This window comes from Bacteroidales bacterium (assembly GCA_031275285.1).
Lineage (GTDB): Bacteria > Bacteroidota > Bacteroidia > Bacteroidales > UBA4181 > JAIRLS01.
Genome location: JAISOY010000071.1, coordinates 14,701 through 35,312, shown reverse-complemented (window position 1 = coordinate 35,312; position 20,612 = coordinate 14,701). Strand labels below are relative to the sequence as shown.

Annotated in this window: 17 protein-coding genes and 1 tRNA gene; 15 read left to right on the top strand and 3 right to left on the bottom strand. The window is 41.9% G+C overall.

Annotation, left to right across the window (positions count from 1 at the left end):
• The first annotated feature begins 48 nt into the window (after positions 1-48).
• From LBQ60_07295 to LBQ60_07280, 4 genes are read left to right on the top strand one after another with little or no spacing between them, the layout of a single operon-like run.
• Positions 49-1,140: a 6-bladed beta-propeller gene (locus LBQ60_07295; GenBank protein MDR2037710.1), complete on the top strand. Its 1,092-nt coding sequence runs from the start codon at positions 49-51 to the stop codon at positions 1,138-1,140.
• Between the two features lies 1 nt (position 1,141).
• Complete coding sequence (locus LBQ60_07290; GenBank protein ID MDR2037709.1) at positions 1,142-1,681, top strand: hypothetical protein; 540 nt, start codon at positions 1,142-1,144, stop codon at positions 1,679-1,681.
• Positions 1,659-2,999, top strand: coding sequence for a hypothetical protein (locus tag LBQ60_07285; protein ID MDR2037708.1), 1,341 nt, complete (start codon positions 1,659-1,661; stop codon positions 2,997-2,999). The genes LBQ60_07290 and LBQ60_07285 overlap by 23 nt, the downstream gene beginning before the upstream one ends.
• A gap of 34 nt (positions 3,000-3,033) precedes the next feature.
• A complete protein-coding gene (locus tag LBQ60_07280; protein ID MDR2037707.1) occupies positions 3,034-4,056 on the top strand; it encodes a glycosyltransferase family 2 protein in 1,023 nt (340 codons plus the stop codon).
• Between the two features lie 72 nt (positions 4,057-4,128).
• Here the strand turns inward: LBQ60_07280 and mutS are convergent, their stop codons facing one another.
• Entirely contained in the window at positions 4,129-6,711 is a 2,583-nt protein-coding gene (gene mutS / locus LBQ60_07275; protein MDR2037706.1) for a DNA mismatch repair protein MutS, read from the bottom strand.
• A gap of 277 nt (positions 6,712-6,988) precedes the next feature.
• Positions 6,989-7,064 (bottom strand) — tRNA-His (locus LBQ60_07270).
• A 188-nt stretch (positions 7,065-7,252) separates the two neighbouring features.
• Here LBQ60_07270 and LBQ60_07265 point away from each other — a divergent pair.
• The 3 genes from LBQ60_07265 (at position 7,253) to LBQ60_07255 (ending at position 11,225) form a co-directional block, all read left to right on the top strand.
• Positions 7,253-8,593 (top strand): polysaccharide biosynthesis C-terminal domain-containing protein, encoded by a 1,341-nt coding sequence (locus LBQ60_07265; protein MDR2037705.1) that lies wholly within the window; start codon positions 7,253-7,255, stop codon positions 8,591-8,593.
• Between the two features lie 227 nt (positions 8,594-8,820).
• Positions 8,821-10,086 carry an acetylxylan esterase gene (locus LBQ60_07260; protein MDR2037704.1) on the top strand — a complete coding sequence of 422 codons (1,266 nt, stop codon included), beginning with the start codon at positions 8,821-8,823 and terminating at the stop codon, positions 10,084-10,086.
• A gap of 26 nt (positions 10,087-10,112) precedes the next feature.
• Positions 10,113-11,225 carry a glycosyltransferase gene (locus tag LBQ60_07255; GenBank protein MDR2037703.1) on the top strand — a complete coding sequence of 371 codons (1,113 nt, stop codon included), beginning with the start codon at positions 10,113-10,115 and terminating at the stop codon, positions 11,223-11,225.
• Between the two features lie 147 nt (positions 11,226-11,372).
• Here LBQ60_07255 and LBQ60_07250 read toward each other — a convergent pair whose 3' ends face one another.
• Positions 11,373-12,602 (bottom strand): 3-phosphoshikimate 1-carboxyvinyltransferase, encoded by a 1,230-nt coding sequence (locus LBQ60_07250; protein MDR2037702.1) that lies wholly within the window; start codon positions 12,600-12,602, stop codon positions 11,373-11,375.
• Between the two features lie 185 nt (positions 12,603-12,787).
• Between LBQ60_07250 and LBQ60_07245 the strand changes: the two genes are divergently transcribed.
• The 8 genes from LBQ60_07245 (at position 12,788) to gldA (ending at position 20,611) form a co-directional block, all read left to right on the top strand.
• Positions 12,788-13,537, top strand: a complete 750-nt coding sequence (locus LBQ60_07245; protein MDR2037701.1) for a polyprenol monophosphomannose synthase — start codon at positions 12,788-12,790, stop codon at positions 13,535-13,537.
• A 281-nt stretch (positions 13,538-13,818) separates the two neighbouring features.
• On the top strand, positions 13,819-14,559 hold the full coding sequence (locus tag LBQ60_07240) for a DUF4465 domain-containing protein (protein MDR2037700.1): 741 nt from the start codon (positions 13,819-13,821) through the stop codon (positions 14,557-14,559).
• Positions 14,560-14,564: 5 nt separating this feature from the next.
• A complete protein-coding gene (locus LBQ60_07235) occupies positions 14,565-15,794 on the top strand; it encodes a T9SS type A sorting domain-containing protein (protein MDR2037699.1) in 1,230 nt (409 codons plus the stop codon).
• Between the two features lie 61 nt (positions 15,795-15,855).
• On the top strand, positions 15,856-16,734 hold the full coding sequence (locus LBQ60_07230; protein ID MDR2037698.1) for a M23 family metallopeptidase: 879 nt from the start codon (positions 15,856-15,858) through the stop codon (positions 16,732-16,734).
• 5 nt (positions 16,735-16,739) lie between these two features.
• Positions 16,740-17,894, top strand: a complete 1,155-nt coding sequence (locus tag LBQ60_07225; GenBank protein ID MDR2037697.1) for a 1-deoxy-D-xylulose-5-phosphate reductoisomerase — start codon at positions 16,740-16,742, stop codon at positions 17,892-17,894.
• 6 nt (positions 17,895-17,900) lie between these two features.
• Positions 17,901-19,220 carry an RIP metalloprotease RseP gene (gene rseP / locus LBQ60_07220; protein ID MDR2037696.1) on the top strand — a complete coding sequence of 440 codons (1,320 nt, stop codon included), beginning with the start codon at positions 17,901-17,903 and terminating at the stop codon, positions 19,218-19,220.
• A 95-nt stretch (positions 19,221-19,315) separates the two neighbouring features.
• Positions 19,316-19,522: a twin-arginine translocase TatA/TatE family subunit gene (locus LBQ60_07215; protein ID MDR2037695.1), complete on the top strand. Its 207-nt coding sequence runs from the start codon at positions 19,316-19,318 to the stop codon at positions 19,520-19,522.
• A gap of 165 nt (positions 19,523-19,687) precedes the next feature.
• Positions 19,688-20,611 carry a gliding motility-associated ABC transporter ATP-binding subunit GldA gene (gldA, locus tag LBQ60_07210; GenBank protein MDR2037694.1) on the top strand — a complete coding sequence of 308 codons (924 nt, stop codon included), beginning with the start codon at positions 19,688-19,690 and terminating at the stop codon, positions 20,609-20,611.
• Position 20,612: the final 1 nt, after the last annotated feature.

The following is a 20,612-nucleotide window of genomic DNA, read 5'->3' as shown; positions in this document are numbered from 1 at the left end:
ACCAAACAGAAAATGAAGAAAATAATGTTTTTTTTAATTCTTTCGTTCTTGTTTATACAATTATGTATCAATCAGGAATTACCTGAGTATTCCTTAGAAGATATTCCAATCATTATCGATATTGACTCAGCTAAAGTGGCACCCTTAAATGTTAATCATATTCAATATATTCCATTGGAAACATCCAAGGAATGTTTTATAGGACATCCCAGTAAGGTACTGATCAGGAACAATCAAATCTATGTTGCAGACTTTGACAATGCCATGGCATTATTTGTCTTCGACATGCAAGGAAAATTTATTTTTAAGATTGCACGGAAAGGGAAAGGTCCCGGAGAATACATTAGCTTCCAAGATTTTGACATTCAGAATAATGGCGACATATACATATTTGATCATTTCGGGAAAAAATTCCTGATCTTTAATTCGACGGGAGAATACCTGCGGGATGTTAAAACAGATTATTATCTGTCGAATTTCTGTTTAGTAGAAAATAAAATGTACTGGTCTAAACTTTGGGAGTCCGGGAAAATGTTTGCGAACCTGGCTGCTTATGATATAGTGGATAGGAAAATAGAATTTTTATTAAAAAACAAAAAATTTTTACATGATTTAGGCTTATTAAATTTTAGTACGTATAGTTTTTATTATTCTCCGAACAGGACATATTATTCTCCAAAATTTTCCGAAATTATATACTCCATAAATAATGAGGGTGTTTTTCCAATGATTGGCATCAAAAATTTACTTAAGCCACCTGTGAATATTATTGAGAAATGGTCACGGGAAGATCCTTATAAACGTACAAAAGTAATGACTGAGGAAGAATATTTCATTGAAAATGTATACATCTATGAAACAGACAATTACATTGTGATTGGATGTATGAGGGGGGCTAATCGTAATTCTCTATTATACAATAAACACACAAAATCAGCCTGTTCAATTTCAGTAGTTGATTATTACGTAACTCTCGGAGTTACTGAAGCAAAAGGAAGCACTGGGAAATATTTTTTCAGTGTGGTTGATTTTGACCCTGAAAATGAACTAAACTTTCAAATCCTTAAATCGAGGAAAGAGCTGGTCAATTGGAAAGAAGGGGACAACCCCGTAATTGTTTTATTTGATCTGAAAATGTAATATGATGGATAGAAAACTATTCCTTTTCATAGGATTAAGCGTATTAACAATCCTGATAGGGTTGCCTTTAATGTTAAAACAGGACTGGAGGCTATTTTCAGATACAAATCCGACGCATCAACTTTTAGCAGATACTGTGAACAACATCAATTTATTTGATGAGAACAATGAAAGTAATTCTCTGGCAAAAACAATTGCGGATTCAGCGTATATTCTTTTCAGGTTCCCACCCAATACCTGTTCCTGCCTTGAAGCCGATTTTGCCGAAGCTATTGGCCATGCCGGGGAATATATTGGCGATAACAGGATTTTTGTAATCATAGCAGCCAACGAACCTAAGGATATTTATTATTTCCGGGAACGCACCAGACTTAGCTGTCCTGTTTACGGGACCGCCGATACATTACTTCCTGCGATTGACGCTAAGCGAATGCCTTATGCCTGTGTGGTATTTCCTGATATGACTGCCCGGAACATTTCGTCCACCCACCCCAATAACATCAAAGAAATCATAACCTATGCCAAGAAGACTATTCACTAATGCATTACCATATATTGGAGTATGTATTACCATCCTGCTGGTATATTTCCCTGTTCTTGGGCTTGACTTTCAACGGGGCTGGGACGATGGCTGGATGGTAATGAACCATTACACTATTTTTGGTTTTACATGGGATAATCTAAAAGCAGTTTTTACCGAATTTTTCGTGACCCAGTACGGTCCTATTAATGAAGTGGTCTATATGGCTATTTATGCGGCATTCGGGTATAATCCCATGGTGTATCACCTTTATCCCTTATTGTTGCATATGATCAACAGTTGTCTGGTATTGATACTGATACAACAACTGATACATCATCGTACCGACACCATTACCGCCCGGCGCATATCCGTTTTCACTGCTTTATTATTTGCTATCCATCCGCTTAATGTAGAAAGCATTGCATGGATCAGCGCCTCGAAAATTCCGCTTTATACGTTCTTTGTCCTATTGGCTATGTTATCCTATATCCGCTATGTCCGTACGGGAAAAAGCGGTCTTTATATCGGGGCATGGTTATTATTTGTTTGTTCTTTCGGCAGTAAAGAACAGTCTGTTGTATTGCCTGCCACCCTGTTGCTTCTGGACTGGCTGCTTGGCCGCACATCTGTTCCTTGTGGCGAGGATCCGGAAAAATCATTCATCGAAAAGAGATCATGGGGATACCTGCTGCTTGAAAAATTACCCTTCATTCTTTTTGCCCTTTTTGCCGGTCTTTGTACTTACGCTAACCAAAGTGGACATACCATAGATCGTTGGGCTGGTTATCCTTTCGGCCAAAGGATGGTATTTGCCTGCTATTCGGTGTTGGAATATCTGGGTAAATTGATTTTCCCGGTAAACTTACTATATCTATATCCTTTCCCGATAGCTCCGGGACTTCCCCTTCCGGTTCGTTTTTTCATCTATCCGGGGATTATTGCAGCAGCGATCATATTCTTTATCAAAATACTCAAACGTAAGGACTGGCCGGTTATTTTCGGGCTTCTTTTTTTCCTGGTCAACATATCACTCATGCTACATGTGATCGCTATGTCCCGTTTTTCCATCATAGCCGATCGTTATGCATACCTGCCTTCGGTGGGTATATTCTTTATTATCGCGTGGTATGGGGTACAATGGATACAAAAAATGTCGGTGCACAGCAAAAAATGGATGATGGCTGTTGTGGTCTGCTATCTGTTGTATCTTGGCGGCTATGCCCATTACCGTACCTATGCATGGAAAGACAGCGATACCTTAAAAAAAGAATTCCGGGAATTGCTCAATGAAAGTATGCCGGAACAAAATGAAGAACGGGAAAACATGAATGAATAAAAAACTCTGGTAGTAATCCGTGAAAGAGATGACTATGAACTTATCAGAAGAAAGATCGGATCCAACGAATGAGGCATCGCTGCTGAGCGTGCTCGTGCCTGTATACAATGAGGCGGAATGCCTGCATGAATGCTACACCCGGCTATCGGCGGTACTGGACCGGCTGCCCTGTGCTTCGGAGATCCTGTTTGTCAACGACGGAAGTACAGACGGCTCATTGGCCATGATCCATGCTTTGCATGACCACGACCGGCGTGTAAGCTATATCGACCTGTCGCGGAATTTTGGAAAGGAAACCGCCATGAGTGCAGGCATCGATTACATCCGGGGAAACATATTGCTGATCATCGATGCCGACCTGCAGCACCCGCCGGAATTGATCCCTGAAATGCTCTCCGGGATCATGGAAGGTTATGATGACGTGTATGGCTGCCGTAAGAGCCGCAATGGGGAAACGCGCATGAAAAAATGGACATCAAAGGCCTATTACCGGTTCCTGGGCGTATTGTCGGAAGTTCCGGTACAGAAAGACACCGGCGATTTCCGGATGTTCAGCCGCAAATCCATCATGGCTTTGCGCGAGCTGAAAGAAACGGAACGCAACATGAAGGGTTTGTTCTCTTACATCGGCTTCCGCAAGAAGGCTGTATATTATGAACAGAATGCCCGTTTGGCGGGTTGTACCAAGTGGAATTACCTGAAACTGGTCAATCTGGCGATAAAGGGACTGACCTCATTTTCCGTCATACCGTTGAGGCTGGTGTCCATTGCCGGGTTGGTCACTTCCGTTGCCGCATTCATCTATCTGGTCATTGTCTTTATCAAAGCAGCGGTCTGGGGTGACCCGGTGGGAGGTTATCCCTCCCTGATGTGTATCCTGCTGCTGGTAGGCGGGTTCATTATGCTGGCACTGGGTATCATCGGCGAATACCTGGGCATTATCTACAACGAAACCAAAAAACGTCCCGGATATTTTATCAATAGATACTGCTCACACCGGGAAGAACAGTTTCATTCAAAAGAAGAAGATTATACCAAAAGCATTGGCGTTAATTAAGTAATGTCAATTAATATCGCATGATACAACGTAATCAATGCAACTTAAAGAGCAACAAATAGCACTATGTACTTATTTCAACCCTACCCAAGTTTTGATATCACTTAATTTCTGTAGCGCTTCCAGCGGTGTAATATTATTGATATCGGTTTTCTTGATCTCATCCCTGATCTGCTTCAGTACAGGGTCATCCAACTGAAAGAAGGAAAGCTGGTATCCTTCCCGCTTCTGTCCCAGATCGGCAATAGGCTTGGCTACTCCTCCCGTTTCATGATTCGATTCCAGTTCCTTCAGTATTTCACCGGCGCGGGATACGATACTCTTAGGCATTCCGGCCATCCTGGCCACATGGATACCGAAGCTGTGTTCACTTCCGCCCCTGGTCAGTTTACGCAGGAAAATAACTTTATCGCTCAGTTCTTTCACTGCCACATTATAGTTTTTAATGCGTGGAAAGCTGTTCTCCATCTCATTCAGTTCGTGGTAATGTGTCGCAAATAACGTCTTCGCTTTGGCTGTGGGATGTTCATGGATGTACTCGGCCATAGCCCAGGCAATGGAAATACCATCATAGGTGCTGGTTCCCCTCCCGATCTCATCCAGCAGGATCAGGCTGCGCGGGGACAAGTTGTTCATGATGCTGGCGGCTTCCGTCATCTCTACCATGAATGTGGATTCCCCCTGCGAAATATTATCGGAGGCACCCACCCGGGTGAAAATTTTATCCACATAACCGATTTCGGCGCTTTTTGCCGGCACATAGCCGCCGATCTGCGCCATCAGGACGATCAAAGCCGTCTGGCGTAACAAGGCCGATTTACCCGACATATTGGGACCCGTAATCACGATCATCTGCTGTTCGGTAGTATCGAGGTACACATCATTGGCAATGAACGGGTTGTCCGGCGGCAAAAAAGCTTCAATGACCGGATGGCGTCCCTGTTTGATATCGATACTGTCATCTTCGGTAATGACCGGCTTTACATACTGCTGGTCCACAGCCACCTGCGCATATGAACGCAAACAATCCAAACGGGCGATCAATGAGGCATCGAGCTGAATGGCGGCGATATATTCCACCACTGCTCCCACCAGCCCTGCAAACAGTTCTGTTTCCAGGGCCATGATCTTTTCCTCGGCACCCAGTATCTTCGACTCATATACTTTCAGTTCTTCCGTGATGTAACGCTCGGCATTCACCAGTGTTTGCTTACGTATCCAATCAGCAGGCACCTTATCCTTATGGGTATTACGAACTTCGATATAATAACCGAATACATTATTGAAATGTACTTTTAAAGATGTAATACCGGTCCGTTCTATTTCGCGCTGTTGCAATTCTGTCAGGTATTTTTTCCCGGAGTGCTGAATATACCTCAGTTCATCCAGCTCGGCCGATACTCCCTTTGCTATGACATTCCCTTTATTCACTGCCGTCGGAGGATCCTCATTCAATTCCCGTTCAATACGTTCACGGATCGATGCACAGGGATTGAGCTGATCAGCGATCCTCATCAGCGATTCATTATTCGAATCAGTACATATCTCTTTGATCGGTATCACCAGTCCCAGGGCATTCTTCAATTGTAACATTTCCCGGGGTGTGATCCGACCCGCCGCTACTTTAGCGATGATGCGTTCCATATCGCCCACCTGCCGGATATATTCACCCATGGATCCGGTAATATCCGGATGCTGGTAAAAATATTCCGTCACATTCAAACGTTCATTGATCCGACGGATATCTTTCAGGGGAAGGGATATCCAACGTTTCAGCAACCGCGCACCCATGGGCGATAAAGTACGGTCGATGACCTCACAGAGCGTACGTCCTCCTTCATTCGAAGAATACAGTAATTCCAGGTTACGGATGGTAAATTTATCCAGCCACACATAGGTGTCTTCATCGATCCGGGATATTTTGTTGATATGTCCCAGTTGTTCATGCCTGGTAATATCCAGGTATTGCAGGATGGCTCCCGCAGCCGTTATGCCGGCCACCTGATCGTCGACACCGAACCCTTTCAGGTTCATGGTTTTGAAGTGGGCCAGCATTTTTTCCCTGGCCGTATCCGCCACAAAAGCCCAGTCTTCGAGAACCGATATATAAAAACGGGTACCGAAAACCTCTTTGAACCAACTTTGTTTGTTGCGTTCCACCAGCACCTCTTTCGGATTAAATCCGTTCAGTAATTTGTCTATGTACTCCTGTTGCCCTTCCGCTACCAGAAATTCTCCTGTAGAAACATCCAGGAATGCCACTCCGGCCATATTCTTTTCCACATGGACACAGGCCAGGAAATTATTCTCCTTATTATCCAGTACCTGGTCGTTCAACACCACCCCGGGGGTTACCAGCTCGGTGATCCCGCGCTTCACGATCTTTTTTGTCGCTTTAGGATCCTCCAGCTGCTCGCAGATGGCCACTCGTTGTCCGGCCCTGACCAGCCGCGGAAGATAAGTATCCAGTGCATGATAAGGAAATCCTGCCAGCTCAACAGAAGAAGCCGATCCGTTGGCCCTGCGTGTAAGCGTAATGCCCAATATTTCCGCTGCCTGGATGGCATCATCACCGAAAGTCTCATAAAAATCCCCTACCCGGAACAACAGTATTGCATCAGGATGTTTTCCTTTAATGCTATAGTATTGCTTCATCAAAGGAGTTTCAACATATTTTTTTTCTATCACAGTATCGTCTGGTTAAGTCCCATTAAAAAATCTTTCCTGCCGGATACAAAAATAATGGTTCGTAATTAAATAAAGAAAAAATATATAAAAATGAATCCGGTATTTCTCTCCGGGCCCATTTCTTTGCAACTCCACAAGCAACTTTTACAAAGCCCTCACAACAAACAGATTGAGTGTTGTAAAAATTCGCAAAATCACGAACAAACATATCCAACAAAAAAGCACCGTTTTTTCCGGTGCTTTTGGGTGGAAGATGGGATTCGAACCCACGACCAACGGAACCACAATCCGCTACTCTAACCTACTGAGCTACATCCACCATTTTCGGCTGCAAAGATAAATGATTATTTTTGATCTTTGCAATGATTGAAGTAAATTTCTTCATTATCTTTGTAGGATTATTATTTCAATAAATATGATTTTGTGTTTGTTGTGCTTGAAAATTTCCGATAAAATAACATACACACCTGTTCTTGTGATCACCCAACAAAACGAGAAATAAATAATTGTGGCATTCCCTTTTAAAATAAATAAGGTCTCTGCACTTCAGATTTTCCAGTTTCTGCGCTTCCTGTGTTTTTTTATCATCAGTATTTATTTTACTAAAATACCGCTTTCCAAAAAAGATATCGGGGATTGGGAAATTATATTTATCGCCTGCGGAGCGCTTAGTTTTTTTTGGGTTACGGGCATTCTCCAGTCTTTCCTGCCGCTTTCCCAACGAAGCATGGCTTTCGTCCAACATAAGCGGACAGACGGCAAATCCCCCGAAATATTCAATGCATTCATCCTGTTATCGATTTTCAGTATAGGATTTGCTTTCCTTATCTTATTGATTTCAAATGTCAATCTCGGATTTTCGGCCGGAGCAAAAATCCCGTTTCCCCATCTGGTATTTATTTATTTTATACTGAGCAATGTATCCCCGCTCATCGAACACATTTATTTGATACAGGATAAACCTTTACATATTTTCTGGTATGGGATCGTTTCAACAGTACTCCAGATTCTCGCCGTTTGTATCCCGGTCATGTTGGGATACGGTATCGAAGCTGCTTTCTGGGGCCTCATCGGGGTAAATTTCCTGAAATTATTATACCTGATACGGCTTTTATGCCTGTATGCCGAATTCAAAATATCCGTACCATTCATTCTTAACAACCTGTATGTCGGGTATCCGATCATATTAAGTGCGCTGTTAAGCGGATCTACACAATATATCGACAGTGTTATCGCGTCGCTCGCATTTGACGCCGAAAATGTGGCCGTTTTCCGATACGGTTGTAAAGAACTGCCTTTTGTGGTCATGATGACTTCAGGGTTACATAATGCATTGATTCCCGAATTTTCCATAAAAAAGAATATACCCAGGATACTGGCGGAAATAAAAGAAAAGTCCCTCCGGCTGATGCATATCCTTTATCCGCTGTCTGTTCTTATCATGATATTCAGCAATGTTATTTTCAGGTTCCTGTTCAATGAAGAATTCGTGCGAAGCGCAGACGTTTTTATGGTATACCAGCTAATGATCATCAGCCGCATTGTGTTTCCGCAGACCATTCTCATCGGGCTAAAAAAAACCAATATCCTCATGTGGGCTTCTATTCTGGAAATCATCCTGAATGTTGCCGCTTCCCTCTTTTTCGTACAATATTACGGGATAGTAGGGATCGCACTGGGATCCGGGTTAATACATATACTTGAAAAATTTGTACTCATGTGGTACAATTACTATAAACTGGGCATTTCTCCCAGATCTTATGTTCCGATGGTCTGGTATATCTTTTATTCGGTACTGATCGGCGTTGTCTTTATCCTGATCGACCATAGGATCATATACATCCGTTGATACGGTTATTTCCCGGGATTCCTTGTCCAATAGCAATATTTTTATAGTTTTGCATCAGTAAGCCGTCAATAATAATCATACGATTCACCTTATAAATAATATAAAACAATTAATATTGTATTTTTCCGAACGTAATCCACTTAATAAGTGACACTTAATAAATAATAAATAGCACTGAGTGCTTAAAATTGAATAAGATGCTGACAAGAAGAAATTTTATCATTTTCATGACAGGGTGGTTCATGCTCTGTTCCGCTTCTCTCTTTGCACAACCGGGAGAAAAATTCATCAAGGTAAATATTGCACCGGAACATCCCGATTGGGTATATCAACCCGGGGAAAAGGTAAAATTTGAGGTAACAGTCACCAAAAACGACGTCCTTCTTCAGAATATAGAAATCAGCTATGAAGTAGGTCCCGATATGATGCCGCCTCAAAAAAAAGAAACCCAGGTCTTAAAAAACGGAAAAACCACGATTGACGGCGGGACGATGAAAAACCCCGGTTTCCTGCGTTGCAGGGTATATGCAAAATACGAGGGGAAAAACTATGAAGGATTGGCCACAGCCGCCTTTAATCCGGAAGGTATTCAACCTACCACTACCCTTCCTTCGGACTTCATCGGATTCTGGGATAAAGCAAAAAGCGACCTGGCAAAGATACCGATGGATGCACGGCTGACCCTGATCCCGGAACGTTGTACGGAAAAAGTCAACGTATATCATGTCAACCTGCAAAATTTTAAGTATTCCCGTTTGTATGGTATTCTATGTGTCCCGAAAGCTCCGGGAAAATATCCGGCCATATTAAAGGTCCCGGGGGCGGGAGTACGTCCTTATTATGGTGATGTAGGTAGTGCGGAAAGAGGCGCCATCACTTTCGAGATAGGCATACACGGTATCCCAGTCAATATGGAGGCTACCCTATATGACGCTTTGAGAAGAGGTGCTCTGGATGGATACTGGGGCTACAATCTGGATGATAAGGACCGATATTACTATAAACGGGTGTATCTGGGATGTGTCCGTTCGGTTGATTTCATTTTCAGTTTACCGGAGTTCGACGGCAATAATATTGTCGTATCCGGCGGAAGCCAGGGAGGTGCACTGGCCATTGTTACAGCGGCACTTGACAACCGGATCAAAGGATTGGTGTCGTTCTATCCCGCTTTATGTGATCTGACCGGATACCTGAACGGACGTGCCGGGGGATGGCCGCATATGTTCAACGATGCCAACAAGGCCAACAACACTCCCAATAAAGTAGAAACATCCAAATATTATGATGTGGTGAATTTCGCACGGCAATTAAAAGTTCCAGGTTTTTATTCTTTCGGGTACAATGATGTTACATGCCCTCCGACATCCATGTATGCTGCCTACAATATGATCCAGGCCCCCAGGACCTTATTTCTGGTCGAAGAAACCGGACACTGGACTTATCCGGAGCAATGGGAAAAATCACAGGAATGGACGTTTAAGCAGTTCAAATGACCCTGGGGTCGGATAAATCCTGATCAATGCGTTTTCTCTTTATCGTACAGGGTGAAGGACGGGGACATATGACCCAGTCCATTGCTTTATCGGATATATTACGGCATGGAGGACATCAAATCGTTGAAGTATTGCTCGGATACAGCGAAATGCGAAAAATTCCCGATTTTTTTACAAAACATTTCGAAAATCTTATCCGGACATATGATAGTCCCAATTTCCTGAAAACAAAAGACAATAAGCATTTTTTGATCTTCAGGAGTTTTATTCATCACTTAAAACGAAAAAAAAGGAAAGCTTATTTCAACAGTATCCGCTTTATTTCCGAACGTATCCATGAAGTGAATCCGGATATCGTCATTAACTTTTATGAATTACTGGGAGGATTGGTATACAACCGTTATAAAATGCAGGTACCCATGGTCTGTGTGGCCCATCAGTTCATATTTGAGCATCCGGACTATGCTTTCCGTAGAAAACCGTCATTCACCCAACGAATGCTCCGATGTTACACCCGGCTTTGTTCCATCAATGCTAGCAAATGCATTGCCCTGTCTTTCAGTCAAATGCCTGATCACACTTCCCAACAGCTAATTGTTTTCCCTCCATTATTACGCAATGAGGTACTAAACGCTGATGTTGAGACACAGCCTTTCCTATTGGGCTACCTTCTTAATCACGGGTTTTCGGAAGAGGTGATCCAATGGCACAGCAAACATCCGGACGTTTGCATCCACGTATTCTGGGATAAACCCGATATGCCCGAAATCTATTCCCCTCATCCTAATTTATTTTTTCATCAACTGGATGATGAGTCATTCATCGGGATGATGAAAACTTGCCGCGCTTTTTTCGGAACAGCAGGATTTGAATCGGTGTCGGAAGCCCTGTACCTGAACAAGCCTGTATTGATCGTTCCTGCGCATGCGGAACAAGAGTTAAATGCATTCGATGCTTGGCAAACGGGAAAAGTAATACTGGCTTCATCCTTTGATCTGGACCAATTAATGGAAATAAAAGCCTCACCCATCAAAGAAGAAGGTCAGTTTCAGGAATGGGTACGGCAATCTGGATATTTGTGGAATAAACTGTGGGAAGAATTGAAAATGGAAAATGGAGAATTGAGAATGGATGATTGAAAATCAATAAATGATGAACTTTGAACGATAAATGAATTAAAAAATGAGATAATATGCTGGAAAAACGGGTTTCAAACCCTCACTTTCTGACTTTATGAACATTCTTACTTTTCAACTTTCAAACTTTATAAACTTTCAGACTTATTCTTAATCTATTTCTTCTATTTTAAATCCGATCTTTTCCAGATCCGGCCAGAATGTAGGGTAGGATTTAGTTACCACTCCCGGATCTTCAATCTGGATTCCCGGAAAAACAATAGCTGCCGGGGCAAAAGCCATCGCCATGCGATGATCGTGATAAGTAGAAATAGTGATGTCATTTTGGGGGATCATGTATTTCCCATCCCATTCAATGATACCCGGTTTGGTTTCTTCAAGGAAAAACCCCAGTTTCGACAACTCGTCCTGAAGCGCCATGATCCGGTCTGTTTCTTTTATTCGTAAAGTCTTCACCCCCGAAAACCGGAAAGGAATAGTCTTTAAGCATGAACAAACAGCCATCGTCTGGGCAATATCGGGGGCATTGATAAAATCAAAAATAAATCGCGTCTGGGTACATGGACCTTTGGTCAGCAAAGCTCCTCCCTCCGTATAGGTAGTTTTAACGCCCAGGGCATCAAATATCTGTGATACGACAGCATCACCCTGGATGCTCGTATTGGCAACTCCTTCGAGAAACAATTCGAAATCATTGGCTAAAGATGCTATTTCATACCAGTAGGATGCAGCACTCCAATCCCGTTCACACTCTATATAAGATAAATGATACGGCTGCGGAGCAACAGATATGGACTGTTCTTTCCATTGTGCTTCAACTCCGGCCTGCTGCATCAGGTTCAGGGTCATCTTCACATAAGATGATGATACCGGATCACCTGTAATGTTGATGGTAAGTCCGTTGGGAAGAACCGGAGCGATCAACAAAAGCGCGGAAATAAACTGGCTGCTGATGCTCCCGCTTATCTTGACGGTATTCCCCGAAAGCGGTTTCCCTGATGTTTGTATCGGAGGAAAACCTTTTTTCTCCAGATAACGGATGTCGGCACCCAGCTGGTTCAATGCATCCACCAGTTCATCAATCGGTCTTTCTTTCATTCGATCCGATCCGGTAAGTATCTTGGCTTGTCCTGTCGCAGCAAAATACGCCGTCAAAAAACGCATGGAAGTACCTGCATGGCCGACATCAACCGTCTCATAGGTTGACATCAATCCATCCCGTAAGACCCTTGTATCATCACTATCCGACAAACCAACAATGTCCATTTTTCCAGGATTCAATGCCTGAATGATCAACAGTCGGTTAGAGATGCTTTTGGATGAAGGAAGACGAACGCTTCCCTTCAGAGTCTTCTCCTGAATTTTGAGTTTGTATTTCATTTACTGAAGAGATCGACTTAATTTATATGTTTTTAAGAATTTTTGGTTTGTATCTTTCAATGATTTCCAACATCTTTGCAAAGATATATGAAAATATTCACTCTGCCCTTACCGATGCATCAAAAATAAAACCATTACATACACAAACACACATGAATGGCAGAAGCCGGAATTGTTTATAAACAATGAAGAACATTATCGTAATACCCACATATAATGAAAATGAGAACATCGAACGGATGATCCGGAAAGTATTTTCCCTACCCCGCGATTTTCACATTTTAATTGTGGACGACAACTCACCTGACGGAACTGCCGGCATTGTAAAACGGCTTCAGGAAGAGTTTCCAAATCTATTATTTTTATTGGAGCGGGAAGGAAAATTAGGATTAGGAACCGCATATATTGCAGGCTTTAAATGGGCTCTTGAATACAAATATGATTATATCTTTGAAATGGATGCCGATTTTTCCCATAATCCTGATGACTTGCTGTTGTTACATGATGCCTGCACATCAGGCAAAGCGGATTTGGCCATAGGTTCCCGCTATGTTACCGGAGTAAATGTAGTCAACTGGCCTATGTCAAGGGTTTTGATGTCTTATTGCGCATCCAAATATGTTCGTTTTATCACCCGGATGAAAATATATGACACTACGGCCGGCTTTAAGTGTTATACACGTGAAGTACTTGAAACAATTCCCCTGGACCAGATACGCTTCAAAGGCTATGCTTTCCAGATCGAAATGAAATTTACCGCCTGGAAATACGGTTTCAGGTTAATGGAAGTACCTATTATTTTTTGTGACCGTAAAGCCGGAACATCCAAAATGAGCGGCGGCATATTTAACGAAGCCTTTTGGGGTGTCGTGGTGATGAAATGGAAAAGTTTTTTCAAAAAATACAACAGGCAAACGTCTTCCGACAAAAGCTAACATTTTTTGAAACTTTTTTATTACTTGGGCGTATAATGTTATAGAGTGTTGAATTAATAGTTTAGGGTATTTAGAATCGAGTAGATATGAAAAAGTTACGTTTGTTTACCATTTGTTTTGTTGTGATCGCTTGCGTGGCATTGATGTTGATCTAAAAATATAAGTCGCCGGACTTTCTCAGAACGGCAAACGATATCATGAAACGGATTACTCCTGTTAAAAGGAGTAATCCGTTTCGTATTTTATCACTACATTTGTGCTACTAAATATATAATTATATCATGATATACTCACGCTTCAGTCTGCTTTTTCTGGCATTGATCATTGCTTTTTCGGTCTCGTGCAAAGACGAAGATGAAGATACCCTCCGGGATGTCGTCATTCATTTTCAGGACATTGTCTTCCCCTCCGGAGAGAATTATATCAACAAAGCCGAGGAGGAAACCTTTATCCTGGATATTATTTCTTTCCCCAACATCTATGATGAGAAATATTTTTCCTGGAGCGGATTTGCATTTTCCCAAATGGATGATATGGAAAATAAAGACTGGGAAAATCAATACAGCGTTTATGCCAGTAATAATCCGGAAAACAATAAGTTTGCGATAGCATATGTTTCCATGCCCGATGAAACAGATCCTGAAATATATGTAAATAAATTGAGCATTACCTTCTCACAAACCGTCCAACAACTTTCTTTTGATGTAGCTAATACCACAGTAGCAGCTTTATTGATCAAAGATGGTAGTGATTACTCAAAAAAGTTCGAAGAAGGCGATTGGTTCAAACTAAGTTACCAGGCATACGATAGCAAAGGCCAGGGTATACCTGAGACTGCAGGGGAAATATTCCTGGCAGAAGGAACATCTGTTTTAGATAAATGGGTAACCATTGATATCCCCGGAAACAGTGCTATCTCCAGGCTGGAGTTTTCCCTGTCTTCAAGCGATAACAGCCCTTTTGGCATGAATACGCCTGCTTTTTTCTGTTTGGATAATATCAAAGCCAAAACTTCGAATTGATTCAAATGCCGATCACTGCAGTCCGACGATTATTTTTCCTTTTTATTACAATATTCCTCTTTGCACCTGTTATCTGTGCGCAAACACCCGATAAATGGCAGGAACGAAGAGATGCCGAAAAAGGGAAAAACCCTTATATCAACTGTATCATAGAATATAAACCGGCTCCGGGACAATTTATTAATATTCCCGGTATTGGCACAAGCGAAGCAGCAGAAAGTATTGTAGGCGGAACCAGCGGAATGGTCTCTCTGGGTAATTTCGGCGGATACATTATTGTCGGATTTGACCATACGATCTGGAATGATCCGGATAACCCTTATGGCGTTGACTTTACCGTGATCGGAAACGCCGTAAGCAATTCGTCCGAACCGGGTATCGTCATGGTGATGAAAGACGAAAACGGAAACGGTTTGCCTGACGATACATGGTATGAACTGAAAGGGAGCAGTTATGATTCTTTGAGCACCATCCATCACTACTCCATTACCTATTACAATCCACTGCAGCCTGCAGATGTTCCCTGGACAGACAGTGAAAGAATTACCGGATTTGTCAAAACCGTTCCGGCCCATTCACAGGCCTATTATCCTTCGATAGATAATTTTCCGGAATATCCCGGAGATGAAGTTACTTTTTCAGGCACACTGGTAAGTCTGGACATCAATGACAGCAACCCCCAGTTTGTCCGGATCAAACCATTAGCATACGGTTATGCAGACAATCGTCCCTTTACCAATATGGGGCCGCCCTATCTTCCTGATAATCCGAAAACATTCGATCTTCTGGAAGGAAGCGGTGGCAATGCTTTTGATATTGACTGGGCGGTAGATGAACACGGGAATCCGGTAGAACTGGAAGGAATAGATTTTATTAAAATTTATACTGCTGTGAATATCAATGCCGGATGGCTCGGTGAGATTTCGACAGAAGTCTGCGGAATCATTGATGTCTCTCCCGATGATATCACTTCGGCTTCTTCTTCGAAATATATGCCGGTCATACAGATATATCCTAATCCTGCAAACGAATACATCCACATACAATCTCCTGATAATAAATTGATCACCCATATAGAAATATGGGATGTATCCGGAAAGACAATGTACCATCACCTCCCGGCTAAAGATGATCTTTCAATTTCCGTATCCGACTACCCTGACGGCATTTATATAATCCGGATAATGATAGAAGGGAAACAAGTAACCAGAAAATTCGTCGTTCATAAAAACTGAATATCCTAGCGGATGAGCTTACACACTTTTTCACTATATTTGCCGTTTCATAGAATGTTATATGCCTGATAAGCCAAAAAGTAAAAGAAAGAAAATATTCCGCAAGTTGAAACATACCTATCGCCTGGTATTTTTCAACGATAGTAATTTCGAAGAAGTATGGCATGTACGCTTTACGCTGATCAATATACTTTCGATCATAGGGACTATTTTTATTTTGCTGGTAGGAGGATCCATAGCGTTGGTCATGTTCACCCCTATGCGTGAGATGGTTCCCGGATACCCCACTCAGGAAATGAGAAATAGACTGGTATCCAATGTCTTAATGCTAGATTCCCTTGAATATGAAATTCATCTGCGTGACCGGTATTTTAACACAATAAATGCCATAATATCCGGAAAGGAACCGGAATTAACCGAATCTTTATCCGATAATACGAACCCGGATTATAACAATATTTCTTTCACCCGTTCCGAGGAGGATTCGCTTTTACGGAAGCATGTTGAAGAAGAAGAACAATTCAATTTTGTACTTCAAACATCCCCTTATTCTGAAGAAGAATCTATTTCAAAAATACATTTCTTCAAACCAATAGAGGGACTGATCACCAGCAAATTTGATCTGAAAAATAATCATTTGGGGATTGATCTTGTCGCTTCCCCAAATCAGGTGGTGAAAGCCACATTGGACGGAACGGTGATCATGGCCGCCTGGACGGTAGAAACCGGATATGTGATACAGGTACAGCATGCATTCAATATCTTATCCGTTTACAAGCACAATGCCAGTTTACTTAAAAAATCGGGAGATGTAGTGAAAGCCGGCGACGCAATTGCCATTATCGGTAATTCCGGAGACTTAACCACCGGACCTCATCTTCATTTTGAGATGTGGCAAAGTGGAAAACCCGTTAATCCGGAGGATTTTATCGTTTTCTGACACCTATGAAAAAAAGGATTGCCATTCTTGGTTCAACCGGTTCTATCGGAACTCAAACGCTGGATGTCATAGCAGCACATCCGGAGGCATTTGAGGTAGAAATACTCACTGCGCACAACCAGGTGGATACATTAATCCGGCAAGCAGTTTTATTTCAACCTAATGCGGTAATTATCGGGAATGAACAACATTATCCATACCTGAAAGAAGCACTCTCATCACATCCGATCAAAGTATTTGCCGGATATGACGCCATATGCCAGTCTGTAGCATTACCCTCTGTTGATATGGTAGTAACTGCAATGGTCGGATTCAGTGGATTATTACCCACGATCAAAGCCATTGAAGCCGGCAAATCGATCGCATTGGCCAATAAGGAAACATTGGTGGTTGCAGGTGAATTGGTCACCACTCTTGCAAAAAAACACCGGGCTCCACTATTGCCGGTTGATTCGGAGCATTCTGCTATATTTCAATGTTTGCAAGGTGAACCATACAACGCCATTGATAAGTTAATACTTACTGCCTCTGGCGGTCCTTTCAGGACAAAAAAAATTGAAGACCTGGCTTCCGTAACTAAAGATGACGCCTTACAACATCCGTCCTGGAGCATGGGAGATATCATCACTATCAATTCTGCTACAATGATGAACAAAGGGATGGAGGTTATTGAAGCCTACTGGTTATTTGGCATTCCGGCTGCAAAGATCGAGGTGCTGATACATCCGCAATCCATCATCCACTCAATGGTTCAGCTTGTTGATGGGTCCGTAAAGGCACAAATGGGCATCCCGGATATGAAGGTTCCCATCCAATATGCCCTCTCCTACCCACAGCGGCTGGAATCGGCTTTTCCACGCCTCGACTTTTCACAATACCCTTCATTAACTTTTGAACAACCGGATCTTAACCGCTTCCCTTTACTGGATCTTGCATTTCAAGCCTTAAAATCCGGAGGCAATGTTCCCTGTGTAATGAATGCCGCCAATGAAATGTCTGTAGATGCATTCTTAAAAGGGAAAATCGGTTTTACAGATATTTCAAGACGGGTAGAAGAAGCCATGTCGCAAATTACCTACATCAAACAACCGACATTAAAAGATCTACAGGAAACACATCATGAAACGATCAAAGTATTAGAACACCTCTTACCAAAATAAATATTAATGGATATCCTTATTAAAGCTGCGCAATTCTTGCTTAGCCTTTCCATCCTGATTGTTGCACACGAGATGGGGCATTTTCTTTTCGCTAAGTTATTTAAGGTTCGCGTTGAAAAATTTTACTTGTTTTTTGACCCCTGGTTTTCTCTTTTCAAATTTAAAAAGGGAGAAACCGAATATGGCATCGGTTGGTTACCGTTAGGCGGATATGTGAAAATATCCGGTATGATCGACGAATCTATGGATAAAGAACAGATGGCACAACCTCCTCAGCCCTGGGAATTCCGGTCAAAACCGGCATGGCAACGATTAACGATCATGGTTGCAGGAGTAGTGGTAAATTTTGTGCTGGCACTATTTATTTATTCCATGATCATGTTTGTCTGGGGCAAAAAATATATTCCCATGCAACATGCAACTTATGGTTATCAATTCTGTGAAACCGCATTAAAGAACGGATTCCAAAACGGAGATAAGATCATTTCTGTTGATGGCAATACCTACGAACTGATACCGGATGCATTCAATGAAATTATTATCGGAAAAGCCAAAAATGTGACGGTCGAACGGGACGGACAAATGGTCAATGTCGTTCTGCCATCCGACTTTTCCAATCAGTATCTTGCTGCGGAAGAGCAGGGATTTGCTTTCCTGAATTACCCATGGGTGGTTGACAAGACAGTATCCGGATCACCTGCCGAGAAAGCCGGACTGCAATCCGGAGATCGTATTGTCGCCGTAAATCAGGTGCCGACAATCACGGCAGACCTCTTCGTAAAGGAAGTGAAAAACAATCCCGGAAAACCCATCCATTTAACTGTTGAACGGAATGGATCGGAACAAACTGTAAATATGGAAGTAACCGCAGAAGGCACCATTGGGGTATATGCGCAAAAACCAGAAACTATCCTGAACGCAAAACATATTAAATATAGTTTTTGGGAATCTTTTCCGGAAGGGATCAGTTTTGGCATTGACCGATTGATAAAATACGTAAAAAGCTTAGGACTTCTTTTCAGCAAAGAAGGAGTAAAGCAATTAGGCGGATTTATGGCCATCGGAAATATTTTCCCTGCAACCTGGGACTGGCAATCATTCTGGGAATTAACCGCCTTCCTTTCCATTATTCTCGCTTTCATGAATATTTTGCCCATTCCGGCACTTGACGGAGGACACGTCCTGTTCCTTCTTTATGAAATGATCACAGGACGCAAACCCAGCGATAAGTTTTTAGAGTATGCCCAGATTACAGGAATGCTGATCCTCTTAGGATTATTATTGGTAGCCAACGGAAATGATATTATCCGGTTCTTTATTAAATAAATCCGGATAACGATCAAGATTATTATTATTTAATATAAAATAATCCAATATTAATGTGTATATTTGTTGCGTAATTTATAATAAATAGCATCATGATGAACCTTTATGTTTTATTGGGGATGATCGGACCGTGGCAGGCCGTTATTATAGTTGTTGCTTTATTGCTTTTATTCGGAGGAAGAAAAATTCCCGAATTAATGAAAGGTCTTGGGCAAGGAATGAAAGAATTCAAGAAAGCAACCAAAGATGAGAGCGGTAGTGCTAATCCTCAGAAAGAAATCGAATCAAAGACTGAAGAATAATATAAAATAATTCTTTTTCTAGTGATTTACGTTTACAGGTAGGGTATCTGTATTGTGTAAAAGGTAGTCGGCAATAATATTATCATGTGTTATTGCCGATTATTTTTTATCCACTCTTTATTTTGTCGTAATCAACGTTTTGTTTATTTTTGTTATAAAAAAGATATGTCGATTGTTATACAGGATCTTGTAAAAATGTACGGGGATCAACCCGCGGTTGATGCGGTTTCATTCGACATAAATAGTGGAGAAATTGTTGGATTCATAGGTCCGAACGGTGCGGGGAAATCTACAGTCATGAAAATTATATGTGGCTATATTTCTGCAACATCAGGATCAGTAACAGTGAACGGATTCGATGTTCAAAAGCAATCCAAAGAGGTCCGCAGGAGTATCGGGTATCTCCCGGAACACAATCCGTTATACCTGGATATGTATGTTAGGGAATATCTGACATTTGTCGCCGGATTGTACCAATTAGGTTCAAAAATAAAAGGGCGGGTCACAGAAATGATTGAGGCTACGGGATTAGTATCGGAACAACATAAGAAAATCGGTTTTTTATCAAAAGGGTACAGGCAACGCGTCGGTTTGGCACAAGCATTGATCCATGATCCGGAAGTATTAATTTTAGATGAACCGACAACAGGGCTTGACCCAAATCAAATCATTGAAATAAGGACCTTAATTTCCGAAGTTGGAAAATCTAAAACAGTGCTGTTGTCCACCCACATCATGCAGGAAGTGGAAGCTATCTGTCAACGTACTATTATCATCAATAAAGGTAAACTTGTTGCTAATGCTGCTGTAAAAGACGTACAGAAAGAAAATTCTTATGACGGACAGACAGTGACGGTAGAGTTCAGTACACCGGTCACTGAAACAGATTTATTGGAGGTTCACGGAGTAAAAAAGGCGATAAAGCTGGAAGGAAACAAGTGGTTGATTTATGGTCAAAAAGATATCGATATACGTACTTCTTTATTTCAACTGGCAGTAGAAAGAAAAATGGCTGTATTGGAAATGCAGCAACATGAAAAAACGCTGGAAGATGTTTTTCATGAATTGACAGCAGGAAAAAAAAATTGAG

Excerpts from the sequence above, each read along its gene's own strand:
- LBQ60_07290 (MDR2037709.1), top strand. The coding sequence starts at position 1,142 with ATGATGGATAGAAAACTATTCCTTTTCATAGGATTAAGCGTATTAACA.
- LBQ60_07285 (MDR2037708.1), top strand. The coding sequence starts at position 1,659 with ATGCCAAGAAGACTATTCACTAATGCATTACCATATATTGGAGTATGT.
- LBQ60_07280 (MDR2037707.1), top strand. The coding sequence starts at position 3,034 with ATGAACTTATCAGAAGAAAGATCGGATCCAACGAATGAGGCATCGCTG.
- mutS (MDR2037706.1), bottom strand. The coding sequence starts at position 6,711 with ATGAAGCAATACTATAGCATTAAAGGAAAACATCCTGATGCAATACTG.
- LBQ60_07260 (MDR2037704.1), top strand. The coding sequence starts at position 8,821 with ATGACAGGGTGGTTCATGCTCTGTTCCGCTTCTCTCTTTGCACAACCG.
- LBQ60_07255 (MDR2037703.1), top strand. The coding sequence starts at position 10,113 with ATGCGTTTTCTCTTTATCGTACAGGGTGAAGGACGGGGACATATGACC.
- LBQ60_07250 (MDR2037702.1), bottom strand. The coding sequence starts at position 12,602 with ATGAAATACAAACTCAAAATTCAGGAGAAGACTCTGAAGGGAAGCGTT.
- LBQ60_07245 (MDR2037701.1), top strand. The coding sequence starts at position 12,788 with ATGAAGAACATTATCGTAATACCCACATATAATGAAAATGAGAACATC.
- LBQ60_07240 (MDR2037700.1), top strand. The coding sequence starts at position 13,819 with ATGATATACTCACGCTTCAGTCTGCTTTTTCTGGCATTGATCATTGCT.
- LBQ60_07235 (MDR2037699.1), top strand. The coding sequence starts at position 14,565 with ATGCCGATCACTGCAGTCCGACGATTATTTTTCCTTTTTATTACAATA.
- LBQ60_07230 (MDR2037698.1), top strand. The coding sequence starts at position 15,856 with ATGCCTGATAAGCCAAAAAGTAAAAGAAAGAAAATATTCCGCAAGTTG.
- LBQ60_07225 (MDR2037697.1), top strand. The coding sequence starts at position 16,740 with ATGAAAAAAAGGATTGCCATTCTTGGTTCAACCGGTTCTATCGGAACT.
- rseP (MDR2037696.1), top strand. The coding sequence starts at position 17,901 with ATGGATATCCTTATTAAAGCTGCGCAATTCTTGCTTAGCCTTTCCATC.
- LBQ60_07215 (MDR2037695.1), top strand. The coding sequence starts at position 19,316 with ATGAACCTTTATGTTTTATTGGGGATGATCGGACCGTGGCAGGCCGTT.
- gldA (MDR2037694.1), top strand. The coding sequence starts at position 19,688 with ATGTCGATTGTTATACAGGATCTTGTAAAAATGTACGGGGATCAACCC.